Annotated in this window: 10 protein-coding genes, 18 tRNA genes and 3 rRNA genes; 5 read left to right on the top strand and 26 right to left on the bottom strand. The window is 48.8% G+C overall.

Going from position 1 to position 14,861, the window contains the following annotated elements:
* Positions 1 to 4: 4 nt before the first annotated feature.
* Complete coding sequence (gene spx / locus RIN67_RS05370; protein WP_264999058.1) at positions 5 to 412, bottom strand: transcriptional regulator Spx; 408 nt, start codon at positions 410 to 412, stop codon at positions 5 to 7.
* A gap of 103 nt (positions 413 to 515) precedes the next feature.
* Positions 516 to 1,253 carry an MBL fold metallo-hydrolase gene (locus RIN67_RS05365; protein ID WP_264999059.1) on the bottom strand — a complete coding sequence of 246 codons (738 nt, stop codon included), beginning with the start codon at positions 1,251 to 1,253 and terminating at the stop codon, positions 516 to 518.
* 121 nt (positions 1,254 to 1,374) lie between these two features.
* On the opposite strand from RIN67_RS05365, the gene RIN67_RS05360 reads away from it, so the two are divergent.
* On the top strand, positions 1,375 to 1,878 hold the full coding sequence (locus tag RIN67_RS05360) for an antibiotic biosynthesis monooxygenase (RefSeq protein WP_056944964.1): 504 nt from the start codon (positions 1,375 to 1,377) through the stop codon (positions 1,876 to 1,878).
* Between the two features lie 175 nt (positions 1,879 to 2,053).
* Positions 2,054 to 3,184 (top strand): DUF2075 domain-containing protein, encoded by a 1,131-nt coding sequence (locus RIN67_RS05355; RefSeq protein WP_313872945.1) that lies wholly within the window; start codon positions 2,054 to 2,056, stop codon positions 3,182 to 3,184.
* 77 nt (positions 3,185 to 3,261) lie between these two features.
* On the opposite strand, the gene RIN67_RS05350 is transcribed toward RIN67_RS05355, so the two are convergent.
* From RIN67_RS05350 to RIN67_RS05245, 22 genes are all read right to left on the bottom strand, one after another.
* On the bottom strand, positions 3,262 to 3,471 hold the full coding sequence (locus tag RIN67_RS05350) for a hypothetical protein (protein WP_313872944.1): 210 nt from the start codon (positions 3,469 to 3,471) through the stop codon (positions 3,262 to 3,264).
* 310 nt (positions 3,472 to 3,781) lie between these two features.
* Positions 3,782 to 3,855, bottom strand: a tRNA-Asp gene (locus RIN67_RS05345).
* 5 nt (positions 3,856 to 3,860) lie between these two features.
* Positions 3,861 to 3,934 (bottom strand) — tRNA-Met (locus RIN67_RS05340).
* Positions 3,935 to 3,962: 28 nt separating this feature from the next.
* A tRNA-Glu gene (locus tag RIN67_RS05335) sits at positions 3,963 to 4,035 on the bottom strand.
* A gap of 27 nt (positions 4,036 to 4,062) precedes the next feature.
* Positions 4,063 to 4,150: transfer RNA gene (locus RIN67_RS05330), tRNA-Ser, on the bottom strand.
* A gap of 5 nt (positions 4,151 to 4,155) precedes the next feature.
* A tRNA-Ile gene (locus RIN67_RS05325) sits at positions 4,156 to 4,230 on the bottom strand.
* A gap of 6 nt (positions 4,231 to 4,236) precedes the next feature.
* A tRNA-Gly gene (locus RIN67_RS05320) sits at positions 4,237 to 4,307 on the bottom strand.
* A gap of 18 nt (positions 4,308 to 4,325) precedes the next feature.
* Positions 4,326 to 4,398 (bottom strand) — tRNA-Phe (locus tag RIN67_RS05315).
* Positions 4,399 to 4,403: 5 nt separating this feature from the next.
* Positions 4,404 to 4,477: transfer RNA gene (locus RIN67_RS05310), tRNA-Asp, on the bottom strand.
* 4 nt (positions 4,478 to 4,481) lie between these two features.
* Positions 4,482 to 4,555: transfer RNA gene (locus RIN67_RS05305), tRNA-Met, on the bottom strand.
* A 10-nt stretch (positions 4,556 to 4,565) separates the two neighbouring features.
* Positions 4,566 to 4,655: transfer RNA gene (locus RIN67_RS05300), tRNA-Ser, on the bottom strand.
* Positions 4,656 to 4,691: 36 nt separating this feature from the next.
* Positions 4,692 to 4,765 (bottom strand) — tRNA-Ile (locus tag RIN67_RS05295).
* 15 nt (positions 4,766 to 4,780) lie between these two features.
* Positions 4,781 to 4,854: transfer RNA gene (locus RIN67_RS05290), tRNA-Met, on the bottom strand.
* Between the two features lie 28 nt (positions 4,855 to 4,882).
* A tRNA-Pro gene (locus RIN67_RS05285) sits at positions 4,883 to 4,956 on the bottom strand.
* Positions 4,957 to 4,962: 6 nt separating this feature from the next.
* Positions 4,963 to 5,036: transfer RNA gene (locus tag RIN67_RS05280), tRNA-Arg, on the bottom strand.
* A 33-nt stretch (positions 5,037 to 5,069) separates the two neighbouring features.
* Positions 5,070 to 5,141, bottom strand: a tRNA-Gly gene (locus tag RIN67_RS05275).
* A gap of 6 nt (positions 5,142 to 5,147) precedes the next feature.
* Positions 5,148 to 5,220 (bottom strand) — tRNA-Thr (locus RIN67_RS05270).
* Between the two features lie 48 nt (positions 5,221 to 5,268).
* Positions 5,269 to 5,341, bottom strand: a tRNA-Lys gene (locus tag RIN67_RS05265).
* Positions 5,342 to 5,343: 2 nt separating this feature from the next.
* Positions 5,344 to 5,416, bottom strand: a tRNA-Val gene (locus RIN67_RS05260).
* Positions 5,417 to 5,422: 6 nt separating this feature from the next.
* A 5S ribosomal RNA gene (rrf, locus tag RIN67_RS05255) occupies positions 5,423 to 5,539 on the bottom strand.
* A 63-nt stretch (positions 5,540 to 5,602) separates the two neighbouring features.
* Positions 5,603 to 8,518 (bottom strand): 23S ribosomal RNA (locus tag RIN67_RS05250).
* Positions 8,519 to 8,733: 215 nt separating this feature from the next.
* Positions 8,734 to 10,299: ribosomal RNA gene (locus tag RIN67_RS05245) — 16S ribosomal RNA — on the bottom strand.
* The 16S, 23S and 5S rRNA genes sit together here with 18 tRNA genes alongside, the layout of an rRNA operon.
* A gap of 684 nt (positions 10,300 to 10,983) precedes the next feature.
* Here RIN67_RS05245 and RIN67_RS05240 point away from each other — a divergent pair.
* Positions 10,984 to 12,210 carry an IS110 family RNA-guided transposase gene (locus tag RIN67_RS05240; RefSeq protein ID WP_313872918.1) on the top strand — a complete coding sequence of 409 codons (1,227 nt, stop codon included), beginning with the start codon at positions 10,984 to 10,986 and terminating at the stop codon, positions 12,208 to 12,210.
* A 210-nt stretch (positions 12,211 to 12,420) separates the two neighbouring features.
* On the opposite strand, the gene RIN67_RS05235 is transcribed toward RIN67_RS05240, so the two are convergent.
* Positions 12,421 to 12,810: a CvfD/Ygs/GSP13 family RNA-binding post-transcriptional regulator gene (locus tag RIN67_RS05235; RefSeq protein ID WP_264999941.1), complete on the bottom strand. Its 390-nt coding sequence runs from the start codon at positions 12,808 to 12,810 to the stop codon at positions 12,421 to 12,423.
* Between the two features lie 32 nt (positions 12,811 to 12,842).
* Entirely contained in the window at positions 12,843 to 13,430 is a 588-nt protein-coding gene (locus tag RIN67_RS05230; RefSeq protein ID WP_313872943.1) for a peptidylprolyl isomerase, read from the bottom strand.
* Positions 13,431 to 13,555: 125 nt separating this feature from the next.
* Between RIN67_RS05230 and RIN67_RS05225 the strand changes: the two genes are divergently transcribed.
* Positions 13,556 to 14,062 (top strand): phosphatidylglycerophosphatase A family protein, encoded by a 507-nt coding sequence (locus tag RIN67_RS05225; protein WP_264999940.1) that lies wholly within the window; start codon positions 13,556 to 13,558, stop codon positions 14,060 to 14,062.
* A gap of 85 nt (positions 14,063 to 14,147) precedes the next feature.
* Complete coding sequence (locus RIN67_RS05220) at positions 14,148 to 14,831, top strand: VTT domain-containing protein (protein WP_024747018.1); 684 nt, start codon at positions 14,148 to 14,150, stop codon at positions 14,829 to 14,831.
* Positions 14,832 to 14,861: the final 30 nt, after the last annotated feature.

Below are 14,861 nucleotides of genomic sequence, written 5' to 3'. Positions count from 1 at the left end.
CATCTTATTTTTGTCCATTCGCTAAACGTTGGGCAGTCTGTAAGGCTTGAATTCGGACCGAACGCGGTAAGAAACGCCGAATTTCTTCTTCGTTAAAGCCCACCTGTAACCGGCGGTCATCCATGACGATGGGCCGCCGTAAGATTCCCGGGTGTCGGCGAATCAGGTCAAACAAGTCACCTAAGGGTAACTCCTCCAGCTGAGTGCCTAATTGTTGGTAGGCCTGGGACCGCTTCGAGATGATCTCTTCCGTGCCTTCCTCAGTCAACCGCAGGATGGCCTTAATATCCGCTGCTTTGAGGGGGGTCACAAAAATATTCTGTTCTCGATATGCGATTCCATGGTCCTCTAACCAAAGGCGAGCCTTCCGGCAGGACGAGCAACTAGGCGTCGTAAACAGTGTCACAGTCATTTGTAAATCCTCCCTTATATAACTTATATTTAATAGATACCATTATATCATGTTTAAGTTAAAAGGGAAGCCTTTATTAGAAATTATTTGATACCCATGACCGTTAAATACGATAAGTAGTCCCTGCATGGACAACGTTAACGGGTACTTTCCCGGCAGCGGTTTGCGCTTCCGCGGCCAATTGTGATAATTGTCCCGTTTGTGGTAAATGCGTTAAAAGTAACCGCCCAACCTGCGCATCTTGGGCCAGTTGTCCTGCTTGAGTGGATGTCAAATGCCAGGCCGTTCCCTGATGATCCGCGTAGAAGTTAGTATCCGCCAGCAAAACATCCGCGTGTTGCGCCCAAGTACTGAGCTCGGGAAAGGCGGCTGTATCCGCCGTAAAGGCTAACCGGCGTCCCGTAGTCGTCTCCGTGATGATGGGCGCATACGCCGGAACCGGATGATGAGTCGGCCCAAACGTGATGGTCAGTGGGCCCAACGTCAACGCTTGATCAGGTTGGTAAGCGTGCCCTTCCGTTGCATGGGGCCAAGTCAATCCTGCGAAGGCCTGAGCATCCTCTTGATGACCATAAATAGGCAAGACCGGTTCTTTTTTGGTCCCTGGAGCCAACTGCCAAAGATACTGCAGAACGCCCACATCAGCAGTATGGTCGTGATGATAGTGGGTCAGTAAGACCGCATCCAGCTGTAAGGGGTCAAGATAACGCTGTAACGCCGTCAATGCGCCACTCCCGCAATCCAATAACAAGTGGTAGTCCCCACTAGTCACCAAGTAGCTACTGGTTCCCACCCCATTATACGGATAGCCGCCGTAGCATCCTAAAACTGTTAATTCCATCAGATCACCCTTTCATGAATCTTTTCTCTCTAGTTTAGCGCGTCTATTCGGAGGTGTAAACGTTTCAGGTTTCCCCAAAAAACGGGGTATAATGAAGGTGTTAACAAGGAGGGATTCCGCTATGTTAAGAAATCTAGCATTCACATTCGGTAGTCGCGATGTTCTCAAGCAGTTCATTGCCGAGCACCCCGACCGCAAGTTAATCTTACTCGCTAGTTCGACTGGTGATAATCAAGGGCTCCAGTTGATTGATGCTTCGGACCAACCCAGTCTATTTTCCGCTGGACTAGACTATCAGGTACGGTTACACCAAGGAACCACTGACTGGAAGGGATTTTACAGCTTCAGCTACTTCAAGTTCGACCCGCACACCGCCGAGGCTTTCGAAGCCAAGACGACCCGGTTAGCCAGCAACCTGTTGCCCCACGGAATGAAGGCTTTGTACGTCATGACCAAGCAACATGACAGCGGCAGTTACAGTCTTCTGACTATCTGGGAAGACAGTCAAGCTTACTCGCTCTGGCGCAACTCTCCGGAGTTTACACCACTCAACATCTACGCGACTAGTGCGAATCACTACCACACCGCAAGCTATCATCGCATTGCCCTAACCAAGACCAAGTAAGTGTTAACCCCTTTGCACTAAGGGGTTTTTCTTTTGCACACGATTCGCGGTACAATGGCGGTATGACTTTTGACAGAAAGGTGGCATCAGGGTTATTCAACCATCAAACGCAGCAATTAATAAAATCTCTCCTGAATTACCATTAACGCCCGACCAGGAGCACTTGGTCCAACACATGTATCACTTCATAACTTCTCACATAAACGGACAACATCCTGCAATCTTTAGCTTGTACGGCGATGCCGGAACCGGTAAAAGCGTGGTCTTAGCCCACCTCTTCAACCGGGTTCAGAGTGCTAACCGGACCCAACCCACTTCGCCGCTTGCCGGCACCACCAATTACTTTCTGGTTAACCATCCTGAAATTCTTAAAGTTTACCGCGCCATTGCGGGCCAGCAACCCCACCTCTACAAGAAGGACTTTCAACGTCCTACAACCCTGATCAACCAGATTGCTCAGGGCAAGACTTCCGCCGATGTCCTGATTATCGACGAAGCACACCTGTTGCTTTCTCAAGCTGATCACTATAATAACTTTTACGGTGACAACCAACTCGCTTCTTTAATGCAAACGGCTAAAGTCATCGTGGTCGTCTTTGACGAAACTCAAGTTCTACGGATGAAGAGTTTTTGGACCGAGCAGCGGCTTGAACACCTCGTGGCGCCATACCCCCACGAACGTTACCGTCTCACACACCAATTCCGGATGCACGCCAGTGATGCCCTAGTCCGGTGGATCAACGCCTTCACGCACCACGATTTACGTCCGGTACCTTCCTCTGGCGGTCCCCAATATGACTTACGGATCTTTGCGGATGCCGAGGAAATGCGTCAAGCCATTGTACAGCGTAATCAGGAAACGGGGCTGGCACGAATCGTTTCCACCTCGGGTTACCCTTCAACGCTCGATGGTGGGAAACACTACATTCAAGAGGGACGGTTTCGCCTCCCCTGGGATCAATACAACTATACGCAAACCCCTTGGGCGGAACTTCCCCAAACCATAAACGAAGTTGGCTCCATCTACACTTGCCAAGGATTTGACCTCAATTACGTCGGGGTGATCTTAGGCCCCCCAGTTACACTAGCCGCAAATGGTCAACTGACCATTGACCTGGCTAAGTACACTGACGTTGAGACCTTCAAACGCCGGTCTGATTTAACGGACCCCCACCAATTGCAGCTGATCAAGGAACAACTGGTGCTCAATTCCATCAACGTCTTAATGAAACGCGGCGTGCATGGCTTGTACCTATATGCTCACGATCCTCAGTTACGGGAATTTCTGTTGAACCATCAATGCTAAAAAAGCGACCACTCAGATAATCGACGAGTGGTCGCTTTAGTATCTACTTTTCTCTTAACCGGCCTTCATGGGGTTACTCACCCCACAAATTCCCCATATCCAGCTGCCCCCGGTGTCGTTGATAAACCGTAACTTGCTCTCATCGATGCGCATTTCGGAACAAATAAATAGACCTCCCGATCAAGCAAAACCGCCATAAGTTGCCAATTCTTAGGGTTCATGCCACGGCGTCGAAGCCGCTCAGTTGTCCATTGTACAATTTCCTGATTGCTAAGTTCCTTAGTCATTGTCTCAACTCCTTAAAGTTTTGACCATCTAACTAGTCGCCTGTAACCAAAATTACACCAACAAACCACTGAAAACTTCCACGACCCGTTAGATAATGCCATTGCGCCATTAGTGTACCATCATTTTAATTAATAGTCATGATTAATGACACATCGCCACTCACCTTAGGGGGCAAGGGGGTCAACCATACTAAGTTCTCAAGATTTTCGCCGCTAGAGTTCCAGGCTCCCCCTTACACCCTTGATTCAGCGCCTAAAAAGGATTTTGACGTACCAAAAAAGGCCTTCCCCACAGGAAGACCTTACCGGACGGTCTGTACGAGACTCGAACTCGTGATCTCCTCCGTGACAGGGAGGCGTCCTAACCAACTGGACCAACAGACCATTGATTGCGGGAGCTGGATTTGAACCAACGACCTTCGGGTTATGAGCCCGACGAGCTACCAGACTGCTCCATCCCGCGATAATAGTAATAAAATTAAATGGTACAATGACCCGTACGGGATTCGAACCCATGTTACCGCCGTGAAAGGGCGGTGTCTTAAACCACTTGACCAACGGGTCATATCAAAATGTGATATGGTGTTACAACGGAGAAGGAGAGATTCGAACTCTCGCGCCGCTTCCGCGACCTATACCCTTAGCAGGGGCACCTCTTCAGCCACTTGAGTACTTCTCCAAAGATGGGCCTAAATGGACTCGAACCATCGACCTCACGCTTATCAGGCGTGCGCTCTAAACCAGCTGAGCTATAGGCCCATGCAAAGCGGGTGACGAGAATCGAACTCGCGACAACAGCTTGGAAGGCTGTGGTTTTACCACTAAACTACACCCGCATTGTATGAGTAAAGCAATGGCGCGGGACGGAATCGAACCGCCGACACATGGAGCTTCAATCCATTGCTCTACCGACTGAGCTACCGAGCCATAAACGGTCTGTACGAGACTCGAACTCGTGATCTCCTCCGTGACAGGGAGGCGTCCTAACCAACTGGACCAACAGACCATGATTGCGGGAGCTGGATTTGAACCAACGACCTTCGGGTTATGAGCCCGACGAGCTACCAGACTGCTCCATCCCGCGATGATGGAAAAGGAGGATGAGAGATTCGAACTCTCGCGTGGTTTTACCCACCTGACGGTTTTCAAGACCGTTCCCTTCAGCCAGACTTGGGTAATCCTCCATAATACATAACACTAGACACCAACGTCCAAATAAATGGACCTTGTAGGACTCGAACCTACGACCGGACGGTTATGAGCCGTCTGCTCTAACCAACTGAGCTAAAGGTCCAGTTCAAGTCTTAAATCGCGGCAGGGGGGATCGAACCCTCGACCTCTCGGGTATGAACCGAACGCTCTAGCCAGCTGAGCTACACCGCGAAGTGTTAAATAAAATATTTTTATTTAATCGGGAAGACAGGATTCGAACCTGCGACCCCCTGGTCCCAAACCAGGTGCTCTACCAAGCTGAGCTACTTCCCGTTTAAATGCACCCAGTAGGAGTCGAACCTACAACCTTCTGATTCGTAGTCAGACACTCTATCCAGTTGCGCTATGGGTGCAAAATGTATATAACCTAATACCTCTCGGTATTAAGCGGAAGACGGGATTCGAACCCGCGACCCCCACCATGGCAAGGTGATGTTCTACCACTGAACTACTTCCGCATATGATGCCGACTAGAAGATTCGAACTTCCGACCCCCTGTTTACAAGACAGGTGCTCTACCAACTGAGCTAAGTCGGCATAGCCAGTATCGCTCAAATATCTAATTGTCATTCACCTCTCGGTGAATGAGCCCTGACAGGCTCGAACTGTCGACCCTCTGATTAAAAGTCAGATGCTCTACCAACTGAGCTAAGGGCTCAATGGAGGATACAGGGCTCGAACCTGTGACCCTCTGCTTGTAAGGCAGACGCTCTCCCAACTGAGCTAATCCTCCATATACGCGTGGCAACGTCCTATCCTCGCAGGGGGCGATCCCCCAACTACTTTTGGCGTGCTGAAGCTTAACTTCTGTGTTCGGCATGGGAACAGGTGTATCCTTCAGGCTATCGCCACCACACTATTGAGAGCTTGTTCTCTCAAAACTAGCTACTACCAATTATCTTCTTGAGAACACCATTACTTGGTTAAGTCCTCGACCGATTAGTACTGGTCCGCTCCACACCTCACGGTGCTGCTACTTCCAGCCTATCTACCTGATCATCTCTCAGGGGTCTTACTTCCATATAGGAATGGGAAATCTCATCTCGAGGCGAGTTTCACACTTAGATGCTTTCAGCGTTTATCTCATCCATACATAGCTACCCAGCGATGCGCCTGGCGGCACAACTGGTACACCAGCGGTATGTCCATCCCGGTCCTCTCGTACTAAGGACAGCTCCTCTCAAATTTCCTACGCCCGCGACGGATAGGGACCGAACTGTCTCACGACGTTCTGAACCCAGCTCGCGTACCGCTTTAATGGGCGAACAGCCCAACCCTTGGGACCGACTACAGCCCCAGGATGCGATGAGCCGACATCGAGGTGCCAAACCTCCCCGTCGATGTGGACTCTTGGGGGAGATAAGCCTGTTATCCCCAGGGTAGCTTTTATCCGTTGAGCGATGGCCCTTCCATACGGTACCACCGGATCACTAAGCCCGACTTTCGTCCCTGCTCGACCTGTCTGTCTCGCAGTCAAGCTCTCTTCTGCCTTTACACTCGACGAATGATTTCCAACCATTCTGAGAGAACCTTTGGGCGCCTCCGTTACTTTTTAGGAGGCGACCGCCCCAGTCAAACTGCCCACCTGACACTGTCTCCCACCACGATAAGTGGTGCGGGTTAGAGTGTTCACACAGCGAGGGTCGTATCCCACCAGCGCCTCCATCGAAACTAGCGTTCCGATATCTACGGCTCCGACCTATCCTGTACAAGCTGTGTCAACACCCAATATCAAGCTACAGTAAAGCTCCATGGGGTCTTTCCGTCCTGTCGCGGGTAACCTGCATCTTCACAGGTACTATAATTTCACCGAGTCTCTTGTTGAGACAGTGCCCAAATCGTTACGCCTTTCGTGCGGGTCGGAACTTACCCGACAAGGAATTTCGCTACCTTAGGACCGTTATAGTTACGGCCGCCGTTTACTGGGGCTTCATTTCTGGGCTTCGCCGAAGCTAACTCATCCACTTAACCTTCCAGCACCGGGCAGGCGTCAGCCCCTATACGTCATCTTACGATTTTGCAGAAACCTGTGTTTTTGATAAACAGTCGCCTGGGCCTTTTCACTGCGGCTACACTTGCGTGTAGCACCCCTTCTCCCGAAGTTACGGGGTCATTTTGCCGAGTTCCTTAACAAGAGTTCACTCGCTCACCTTAGGATACTCTCCTCGACTACCTGTGTCGGTTTGCGGTACGGGTAATTAATGTCTAACTAGAAGCTTTTCTCGGCAGTGTGACGTGGAGCACTTCCCTACTAAAATTCGATCCCCGTCACGCCTTGTCCTTAGTGATAAGCATTTGACTCATCACCAGACTTGACGCTTGGACGCACATTTCCAATCGTGCGCATGCTTTAGCCTCCTGCGTCCCTCCATCGTTCAAACAACATTAACTAGTACAGGAATATCAACCTGTTATCCATCGCCTACGCCTCTCGGCCTCGGCTTAGGTCCCGACTAACCCTGGGAGGACGAGCCTTCCCCAGGAAACCTTAGTCATTCGGTGGATCAGATTCTCACTGATCTTTCGCTACTCATACCGGCATTCTCACTTCTAAGCGCTCCACTAGTCCTTGCGGTCTAACTTCGTCGCCCTTAGAACGCTCTCCTATCACGCAACATAGTTGCGTCCACAATTTCGGTAATGTGCTTAGCCCCGGTATATTTTCGGCGCAGAGTCACTCGGCTAGTGAGCTATTACGCACTCTTTAAATGGTGGCTGCTTCTGAGCCAACATCCTAGCTGTCTATGCAATTCCACATCCTTTTCCACTTAGCACATATTTAGGGACCTTAATTGGTGGTCTGGGCTGTTCCCCTTTCGACGGTGGATCTTATCACTCATCGTCTGACTCCCGGATATAAATCTGTGGCATTCGGAGTTTATCTGAATTCAGTAACCCATGACGGGCCCCTAGTCCAAACAGTGGCTCTACCTCCACGATTCTTGACTCCGAGGCTAACCCTAAAGCTATTTCGGAGAGAACCAGCTATCTCCAAGTTCGTTTGGAATTTCACCGCTATCCACACCTCATCCCAGCATTTTTCAACATACACGGGTTCGGCCCTCCAGTGCGTTTTACCGCACCTTCAGCCTGGACATGGATAGGTCACCTGGTTTCGGGTCTACGTCAATTTACTGAAACGCCCGTTTCAGACTCGCTTTCGCTGCGGCTCCGGTCTTTACACCTTAACCTTGCAAATTAACGTAACTCGCCGGTTCATTCTACAAAAGGCACGCTATCACCCATTAACGGGCTCTAACTAATTGTAGGCACATGGTTTCAGGAACTATTTCACTCCCCTTCCGGGGTGCTTTTCACCTTTCCCTCACGGTACTGGTTCACTATCGGTCACTAGGGAGTATTTAGCCTTGGGAGATGGTCCTCCCGGATTCCGACCAGGTTTCACGTGTCTGGCCGTACTCAGGATCCTGAACTGAGGGTCAACGATTTCATCTACGGGGGTATCACCCTCTCTGCCGTGCCTTCCCAGACACTTCGATTATCATTGACTTTGGTAACTCAAATGTTCAGTCCTACAACCCCAATGTGCAAGCACATTGGTTTGGGCTGTTCCCCGTTCGCTCGCCGCTACTTAGGGAATCGAATTTTCTTTCTCTTCCTGTGGGTACTTAGATGTTTCAGTTCCCCACGTCTGCCACAACTTGAGTATGTATTCGTCAAGTTGTAATCATCGGTAAAGATGATTGGGTTTCCCCATTCGGAAATCTCCGGATCAAAACTTACGTACAGCTCCCCGAAGCATATCGGTGTTAGTCCCGTCCTTCATCGGCTCCTAGTACCAAGGCATTCACCATGCGCCCTTCATAACTTAACCTATTTATCACGACGTGATAAACGATTAATCGAGTATTAGCGATTTAAACTAATTAAAAAACTCAAAATAAACGCGGTGTTCTCGGTTTAATTATCTTAATAATTAAAGGAAAATAATTGATAGTATCTAGTTTTCAAAGAACAAGTTTGAGGGTAGACCCCTCAAAACTGACCATTGTTTCAACAAAGTATGTGTAGCCTCCGTATATTCCTTAGAAAGGAGGTGATCCAGCCGCAGGTTCTCCTACGGCTACCTTGTTACGACTTCACCCTAATCATCTGTCCCACCTTAGACGGCTGGCTCCAAAAGGTTACCTCACCGGCTTTGGGTGTTACAAACTCTCATGGTGTGACGGGCGGTGTGTACAAGGCCCGGGAACGTATTCACCGCGGCATGCTGATCCGCGATTACTAGCGATTCCAACTTCATGTAGGCGAGTTGCAGCCTGCGATCCGAACTGAGAACGGCTTTAAGAGATTAGCTTAGCCTCGCGACTTTGCGACTCGTTGTACCGTCCATTGTAGCACGTGTGTAGCCCAGGTCATAAGGGGCATGATGATTTGACGTCATCCCCACCTTCCTCCGGTTTGTCACCGGCAGTCTCACCAGAGTGCCCAACTGAATGCTGGCAACTGATAATAAGGGTTGCGCTCGTTGCGGGACTTAACCCAACATCTCACGACACGAGCTGACGACAACCATGCACCACCTGTCATTCTGTCCCCGAAGGGAACGTCTTATCTCTAAGATTGGCAGAAGATGTCAAGACCTGGTAAGGTTCTTCGCGTAGCTTCGAATTAAACCACATGCTCCACCGCTTGTGCGGGCCCCCGTCAATTCCTTTGAGTTTCAACCTTGCGGTCGTACTCCCCAGGCGGAGTGCTTAATGCGTTAGCTGCGGCACTGAAGGGCGGAAACCCTCCAACACCTAGCACTCATCGTTTACGGCATGGACTACCAGGGTATCTAATCCTGTTCGCTACCCATGCTTTCGAGCCTCAGCGTCAGTTGCAGACTAGACAGCCGCCTTCGCCACTGGTGTTCTTCCATATATCTACGCATTCCACCGCTACACATGGAGTTCCACTGTCCTCTTCTGCACTCAAGTTCCCCAGTTTCCGATGCACTTCTTCGGTTAAGCCGAAGGCTTTCACATCAGACTTAAGAAACCGCCTGCGCTCGCTTTACGCCCAATAAATCCGGACAACGCTTGCCACCTACGTATTACCGCGGCTGCTGGCACGTAGTTAGCCGTGGCTTTCTGGTTGAATACCGTCACGATGTCAACAGTTACTCTGACACCCGTTCTTCTTCAACAACAGAGCTTTACGAGCCGAAACCCTTCTTCACTCACGCGGCATTGCTCCATCAGACTTGCGTCCATTGTGGAAGATTCCCTACTGCTGCCTCCCGTAGGAGTCTAGGCCGTGTCTCAGTCCCAATGTGGCCGATTACCCTCTCAGGTCGGCTACGCATCATTGCCTTGGTGAGCCGTTACCCCACCAACAAGCTAATGCGCCGCGGAACCATCCAGAAGTGATAGCCGAAGCCACCTTTCAAACAAAAACCATGCGGTTTTTGTTGTTATACGGTATTAGCACCTGTTTCCAAGTGTTATCCCCTGCTTCTGGGCAGGTTTTCCACGTGTTACTCACCAGTTCGCCACTCGTTCCAATGTTGAAATCAGTGCAAGCACGTCAATCAACGGGAACTCGTTCGACTTGCATGTATTAGGCATGCCGTCAGCGTTCGTCCTGAGCCAGGATCAAACTCTCATCTTAAAGATGATAAGCTCGAATAGCTCATCGATTGTTGTTACATTTTCAAAGCGAATTGACTTCGCAAATATTGCTTTGGGTTTGAATCTAAAATTCAAACCACCCTACACATATTTGGTTTGTCGAAACAATGTTCAGTTTTCAAAGGTCTACCAAGTTATCAGAAGCAATTGCTCCGTGACAACTTTTAAAGTATATCATGTCGGTTAAAACCTGTCAACAACTTTTTAAATTTAATTTTGAATGTTTATTCAAAATTTCGTTTATTAAGTTTCTTATCAAGGTCGCCCTGACAACATAAACCATTGTATCAGTTGACGTTTACAGCGTCAAGCACAAATTTCGAATTTGTATGAACATTCAGAAACTTGTTATTTATGCAATTGGCTGTCCTTGCGACAACAGATAATATCATATCAATCATTGCTAATTCGGTCAAGCGTTTTTTCAATAAAAAAATACTAAGCTTAGAGGCATAGAAGTTACCCGACGGGGTGCTCCTATGCCTCTATTACTTTATAGTGGTAGTGAAGACAGGCCGTGGGCGCTTTGGGTCCTTGAGACCGTAATAAAAAATGGCCGCTTCACTGGTTTTAGTCAATTTGATCAAAGTATTTGGGCTCTCGAAGCCGTGTTTTGAAAACGAGATTACTAAAACTGACGTGAAGACTTCAGAAAGACAGGTATATGATTATGCGAACAATTATTGGAATCGATGTCAGTAAAAACAAAGCTAACGTTGCGGTGGCGACGGATTTAATCGTCGCCAAAGAACTGACCGTCCCTCTAGATGCACTGGGATTTAATGAACTGAAACACGTCGTGCTTCAGTTCGGCGGAAAAGCGGAAATCGTCTTTGAAGCGACTGGTGTTTACTCCCGGCGCTTAGAGTATTTCCTTCAACAAGAAAATTTGAATTACCATATTTTAAATCCCCTGGCGGCTAAGAATCGCATCGCCACTGGTACGCGAATGAGAAAAAACGATCAACGTGATGCGCGCCGATTGGCGATTACCGAGTTTACCGAACAGTTAGAGCCCTATCTTCTAGCTTACAAACAGGATCCCATCTATCGTGAATTAACGGATATGAACCGTTATTACGACCAACTCAATGAGGATAAGAAACGGGCCCGCAATCGAGCTCATCGTGTCTTACAGCTTGTATTTGCGTCATTTGGGGCCTCCAAGGGTGGCTTTAACTTCGATACAAAGCTGGCTTGGAAGATCCTAACACTCTTCCCGCATGCACAAATCGTTCGTGAAATTGGCGACCTTAACGCGTTAGAAGCACGAATATCAGCAGCACATTTCAAAGGGATGAACGCTAGGCGTATTCACGATGCCGCACGAAAGTTATGGAAACTGGCCGCTCAGAATGGTGACGCCGTACCCGTTACTTCGGATAACACGCGGCAAATGAAAGCTTTGGCGGAACAAGTTCTCACCCTAGAAGCAGCGCAGGACCAGCAGGTCGTGCGCATGATGGCCTTAGGTAAATCCTTGTCAGAGTTTACGCTTCTTCAAACAATCCCTGGTATTGGTGGCAGTACCGCCATTCGGCTAATTAGTGAATTAGGTGATATCCGACGGTTCAATACCCGTCAGCAATTGAACAGCTATGTTGGCCTGGACACAACGGAAGTTGACTCCGGTGACCATCAATCCGCTCGCCATATCACCAAACACGGTAATCCCCATGCACGCCGAATCTTGTATTGGACGGTCGTTCTTATGCTTAATCCTAAGATGGGCGACAATCATATTCGCGATGCATACGAAAAAAGACGAGAAGCTTCTTCTTCAAAGAAGAAACTCATCGTCCGTCAAATGGATCGTCTTATTAAAACAATCCTATACCTGATAAAAACGAATCAACCTTACTCCTATGAGCTGAGCCCTCAATCGAAGTAACATTCATTATAGTTTATAATACCAGCCTTGAAAAAAATTTGATACCTCCAAGGCTTATTTAGCTGGCTATAAATCACTAAAATAATAGCAATAGGGCCTAGGCTCCGGAACGAAGAACATCGTTCCGGAACCTAGACCCTAAATTTCTCATCATAAAACATTGATTTAACAACATCTTTATTGACAAAACGTAGAAAAAAGCAGACATCCTTAATTCGATGTCTGCTGATCATCTAACCGTTGCTGTGCTTCAGCCTTCCATCCCTCTAACCGATCCGCAATAGGCTTAAACCCAATGCTTACATGATGGTTGGTCCAGTAGTGGCGGTGCCGATGCTCATCCACCGGCGTCTCTAAATCTAACCGCTCCAAACACCGGAGTGATAAGCTGATCTTCCCCGTAAACTCATCAATGTCTAAAATGACCACGTTAACTTCCTGGTTAACCTTTAAGTAATCATGGATGTCCTTAACATAACCACAGTGACATTCCGAGATATGGATGAGTCCCTGACGATGGCCACCTAAGCTTACAAAGGCTCCATAGGGCTGAATCCCCGTAATTCGTCCGGAAACCCGTTGGCCAATTCTAAAAGCCATTTCGTTTCCTCCTTATATAGGCGACTATCAGGTTATTCCGTGACCGTCACCTTATCCATCGTTACCGGCGTGGTTGGCTGGTCGCTTGCATCCCGATCAACTTTAGCAATCGCATCTACAACGTCCATGCCCTTAATAACTTGGCCAAAGACCGTGTGCCGAAAATCTAACCACGGCGTCCCACCATTCTGGTAGGCCTTCACGATTTCTTCCGGGAAGCCCGCATCCTTCATTTGGTTCTGCATCTGCTCAGTCATATTTGTGTCCTGTACAATAAAGAACTGGCTCCCATTCGTATTAGGACCCGCATTGGCCATGGATAGCGCACCTCTTAAGTTATATAACTCTGGTGAGAACTCATCCTCGAATGGATGGCCCCAGATACTTTCACCACCCATACCGGTCCCGGTTGGATCACCACCCTGAATCATAAAGTTAGGAATGACCCGGTGGAACGTTAAGCCATCATAGTAGCCGGCCTTTGCATGCGTTACAAAGTTTTCAACCGTCTTTGGGGCTTGTTCCGGAAACAGTTGCAGTTGAATGGAACCCATTGACGTTTCAAGCGTCACTTGGGGGCCCTTGGCGTTTGCTAAATCAATTTGTGGAAACTTTGTCATAATTATCCTCCATATCCTTGTCAAAAACATCTGTATCCATTATCACCGCCAACCGCCAAAAAAGCAACCGAACACTTCAGTGCTATACTAGAGACATTGTTCCAAAACCGTTAGGAGGAATTTCAATGTCTCAAGCTAGTGCCCACCTTAAAGCGCGAACGATTGCCCTACTCTCAGAACGTGGGGTCTCCATCGAAGCCATCGCCAACCTGGTCATGTTCCTACAAAAAGACTATCTTGCCGACCTCACTCTGGCCCAAGCACGCGCAAGTGTCTTGACTGTCCTGCAAAAGCGTGAAGTGCAAAACGCCATTTTGACCGGTATCCAACTCGACTTAGCCGCAGAACACCACACGTTACTAGAACCCCTACAGACCATTGTCGAAGAAGACGAAGGACTGTACGGCCTAGATGAGACCATGGCGTTGTCCATCGTCAACCTCTACGGCTCCATCGGCTTTACCAACTACGGCTACATTGACCGCCTGAAACCGGGAATTCTTAAGCTCCTGAATGCCCACCAACCCGGAAGCATCCATACATTTCTGGATGACCTCGTTGGCGCCGTGGCCGCAGCCGCCGCTGCTCGCTTAGCTCACGACGCACCCCAGTCCGACTCAGAATGTTCATAAATTTCCTTAAGTTTGGCCATACCAGCTGACGTTTGGGTCAAAAGTCATTACAATGTAGGCAATACAAATTACTAAGGAGACTGTAATGGGCTATTTAATCGATTTTGTTTTACACATTGACGATCACCTGGTTAACATCGTCAATACCTTTGGCGGCTCAACCTACCTCATTCTTTTTGCCATTATCTTCATTGAGACCGGCGCCGTGATTCTCCCGTTTTTGCCCGGAGATTCCCTACTGTTCGCCGCAGCAGCCTTAGCTGCCAATCCAGCCTATGGCTTAAATATCTGGCTATTCATCGCCCTCTTCTTACTGGCGGCGATTGGCGGTGATTCCCTAAACTTCTACTTAGGACACCGGGTAGGCGCTGCCCTTTCAAATCACTCTTGGTTTGGACGTCTCATCAATAAGGACAAGCTTGCCCAGTCGGAACGTTTCTTTAAAAAGCACGGTCCCCTCGCCATCTTCCTAGGCCGGTTCATGCCGATCATTCGGACCTTCGTTCCCTTCACGGCTGCCGGCTCCCAGTTCCCGTATCACCGTTTTCTAAAATACAACGTCAGTGCGGCCATCACTTGGATCATCATCTGTTGCGGGGGCGGTTACTTCTTCGGTAACATCCCCTTCGTTAAAGAACACTTCTCCGCTGTCGTTTTGGGAATTATCGTGATTTCCCTGATTCCTGCACTAGTTGGCTGGCTCAAGGGCCGCCACAGTACACCACAAGCGCCTAAAGCGCACTCGCAAAACGTTCCCGAAGATAACTAATCGTTCACCAACTCAAAAAGTCTGTCATCC

The sequence above is a fragment of the Levilactobacillus namurensis genome, from assembly GCF_032197885.1.
Taxonomy (GTDB): Bacteria; Bacillota; Bacilli; order Lactobacillales; family Lactobacillaceae; genus Levilactobacillus; species Levilactobacillus namurensis_A.
The sequence above is the reverse complement of the archived record's forward strand: the minus strand, read 5'-3'. Positions and strand labels throughout refer to the sequence as shown.

Bases quoted from the DNA above. Each gene is read 5' to 3' on its own strand.
- RIN67_RS05360 (WP_056944964.1), top strand. From the start codon at position 1,375: ATGTTAAGAAATCTAGCATTCACATTCGGTAGTCGCGATGTTCTCAAG.
- RIN67_RS05350 (WP_313872944.1), bottom strand. From the start codon at position 3,471: ATGACTAAGGAACTTAGCAATCAGGAAATTGTACAATGGACAACTGAG.
- spx (WP_264999058.1), bottom strand. From the start codon at position 412: ATGACTGTGACACTGTTTACGACGCCTAGTTGCTCGTCCTGCCGGAAG.
- RIN67_RS05220 (WP_024747018.1), top strand. From the start codon at position 14,148: ATGGGCTATTTAATCGATTTTGTTTTACACATTGACGATCACCTGGTT.
- RIN67_RS05355 (WP_313872945.1), top strand. From the start codon at position 2,054: ATGTATCACTTCATAACTTCTCACATAAACGGACAACATCCTGCAATC.
- RIN67_RS05225 (WP_264999940.1), top strand. From the start codon at position 13,556: ATGTCTCAAGCTAGTGCCCACCTTAAAGCGCGAACGATTGCCCTACTC.
- RIN67_RS05365 (WP_264999059.1), bottom strand. From the start codon at position 1,253: ATGGAATTAACAGTTTTAGGATGCTACGGCGGCTATCCGTATAATGGG.
- RIN67_RS05235 (WP_264999941.1), bottom strand. From the start codon at position 12,810: ATGGCTTTTAGAATTGGCCAACGGGTTTCCGGACGAATTACGGGGATT.
- RIN67_RS05240 (WP_313872918.1), top strand. From the start codon at position 10,984: ATGATTATGCGAACAATTATTGGAATCGATGTCAGTAAAAACAAAGCT.
- RIN67_RS05230 (WP_313872943.1), bottom strand. From the start codon at position 13,430: ATGACAAAGTTTCCACAAATTGATTTAGCAAACGCCAAGGGCCCCCAA.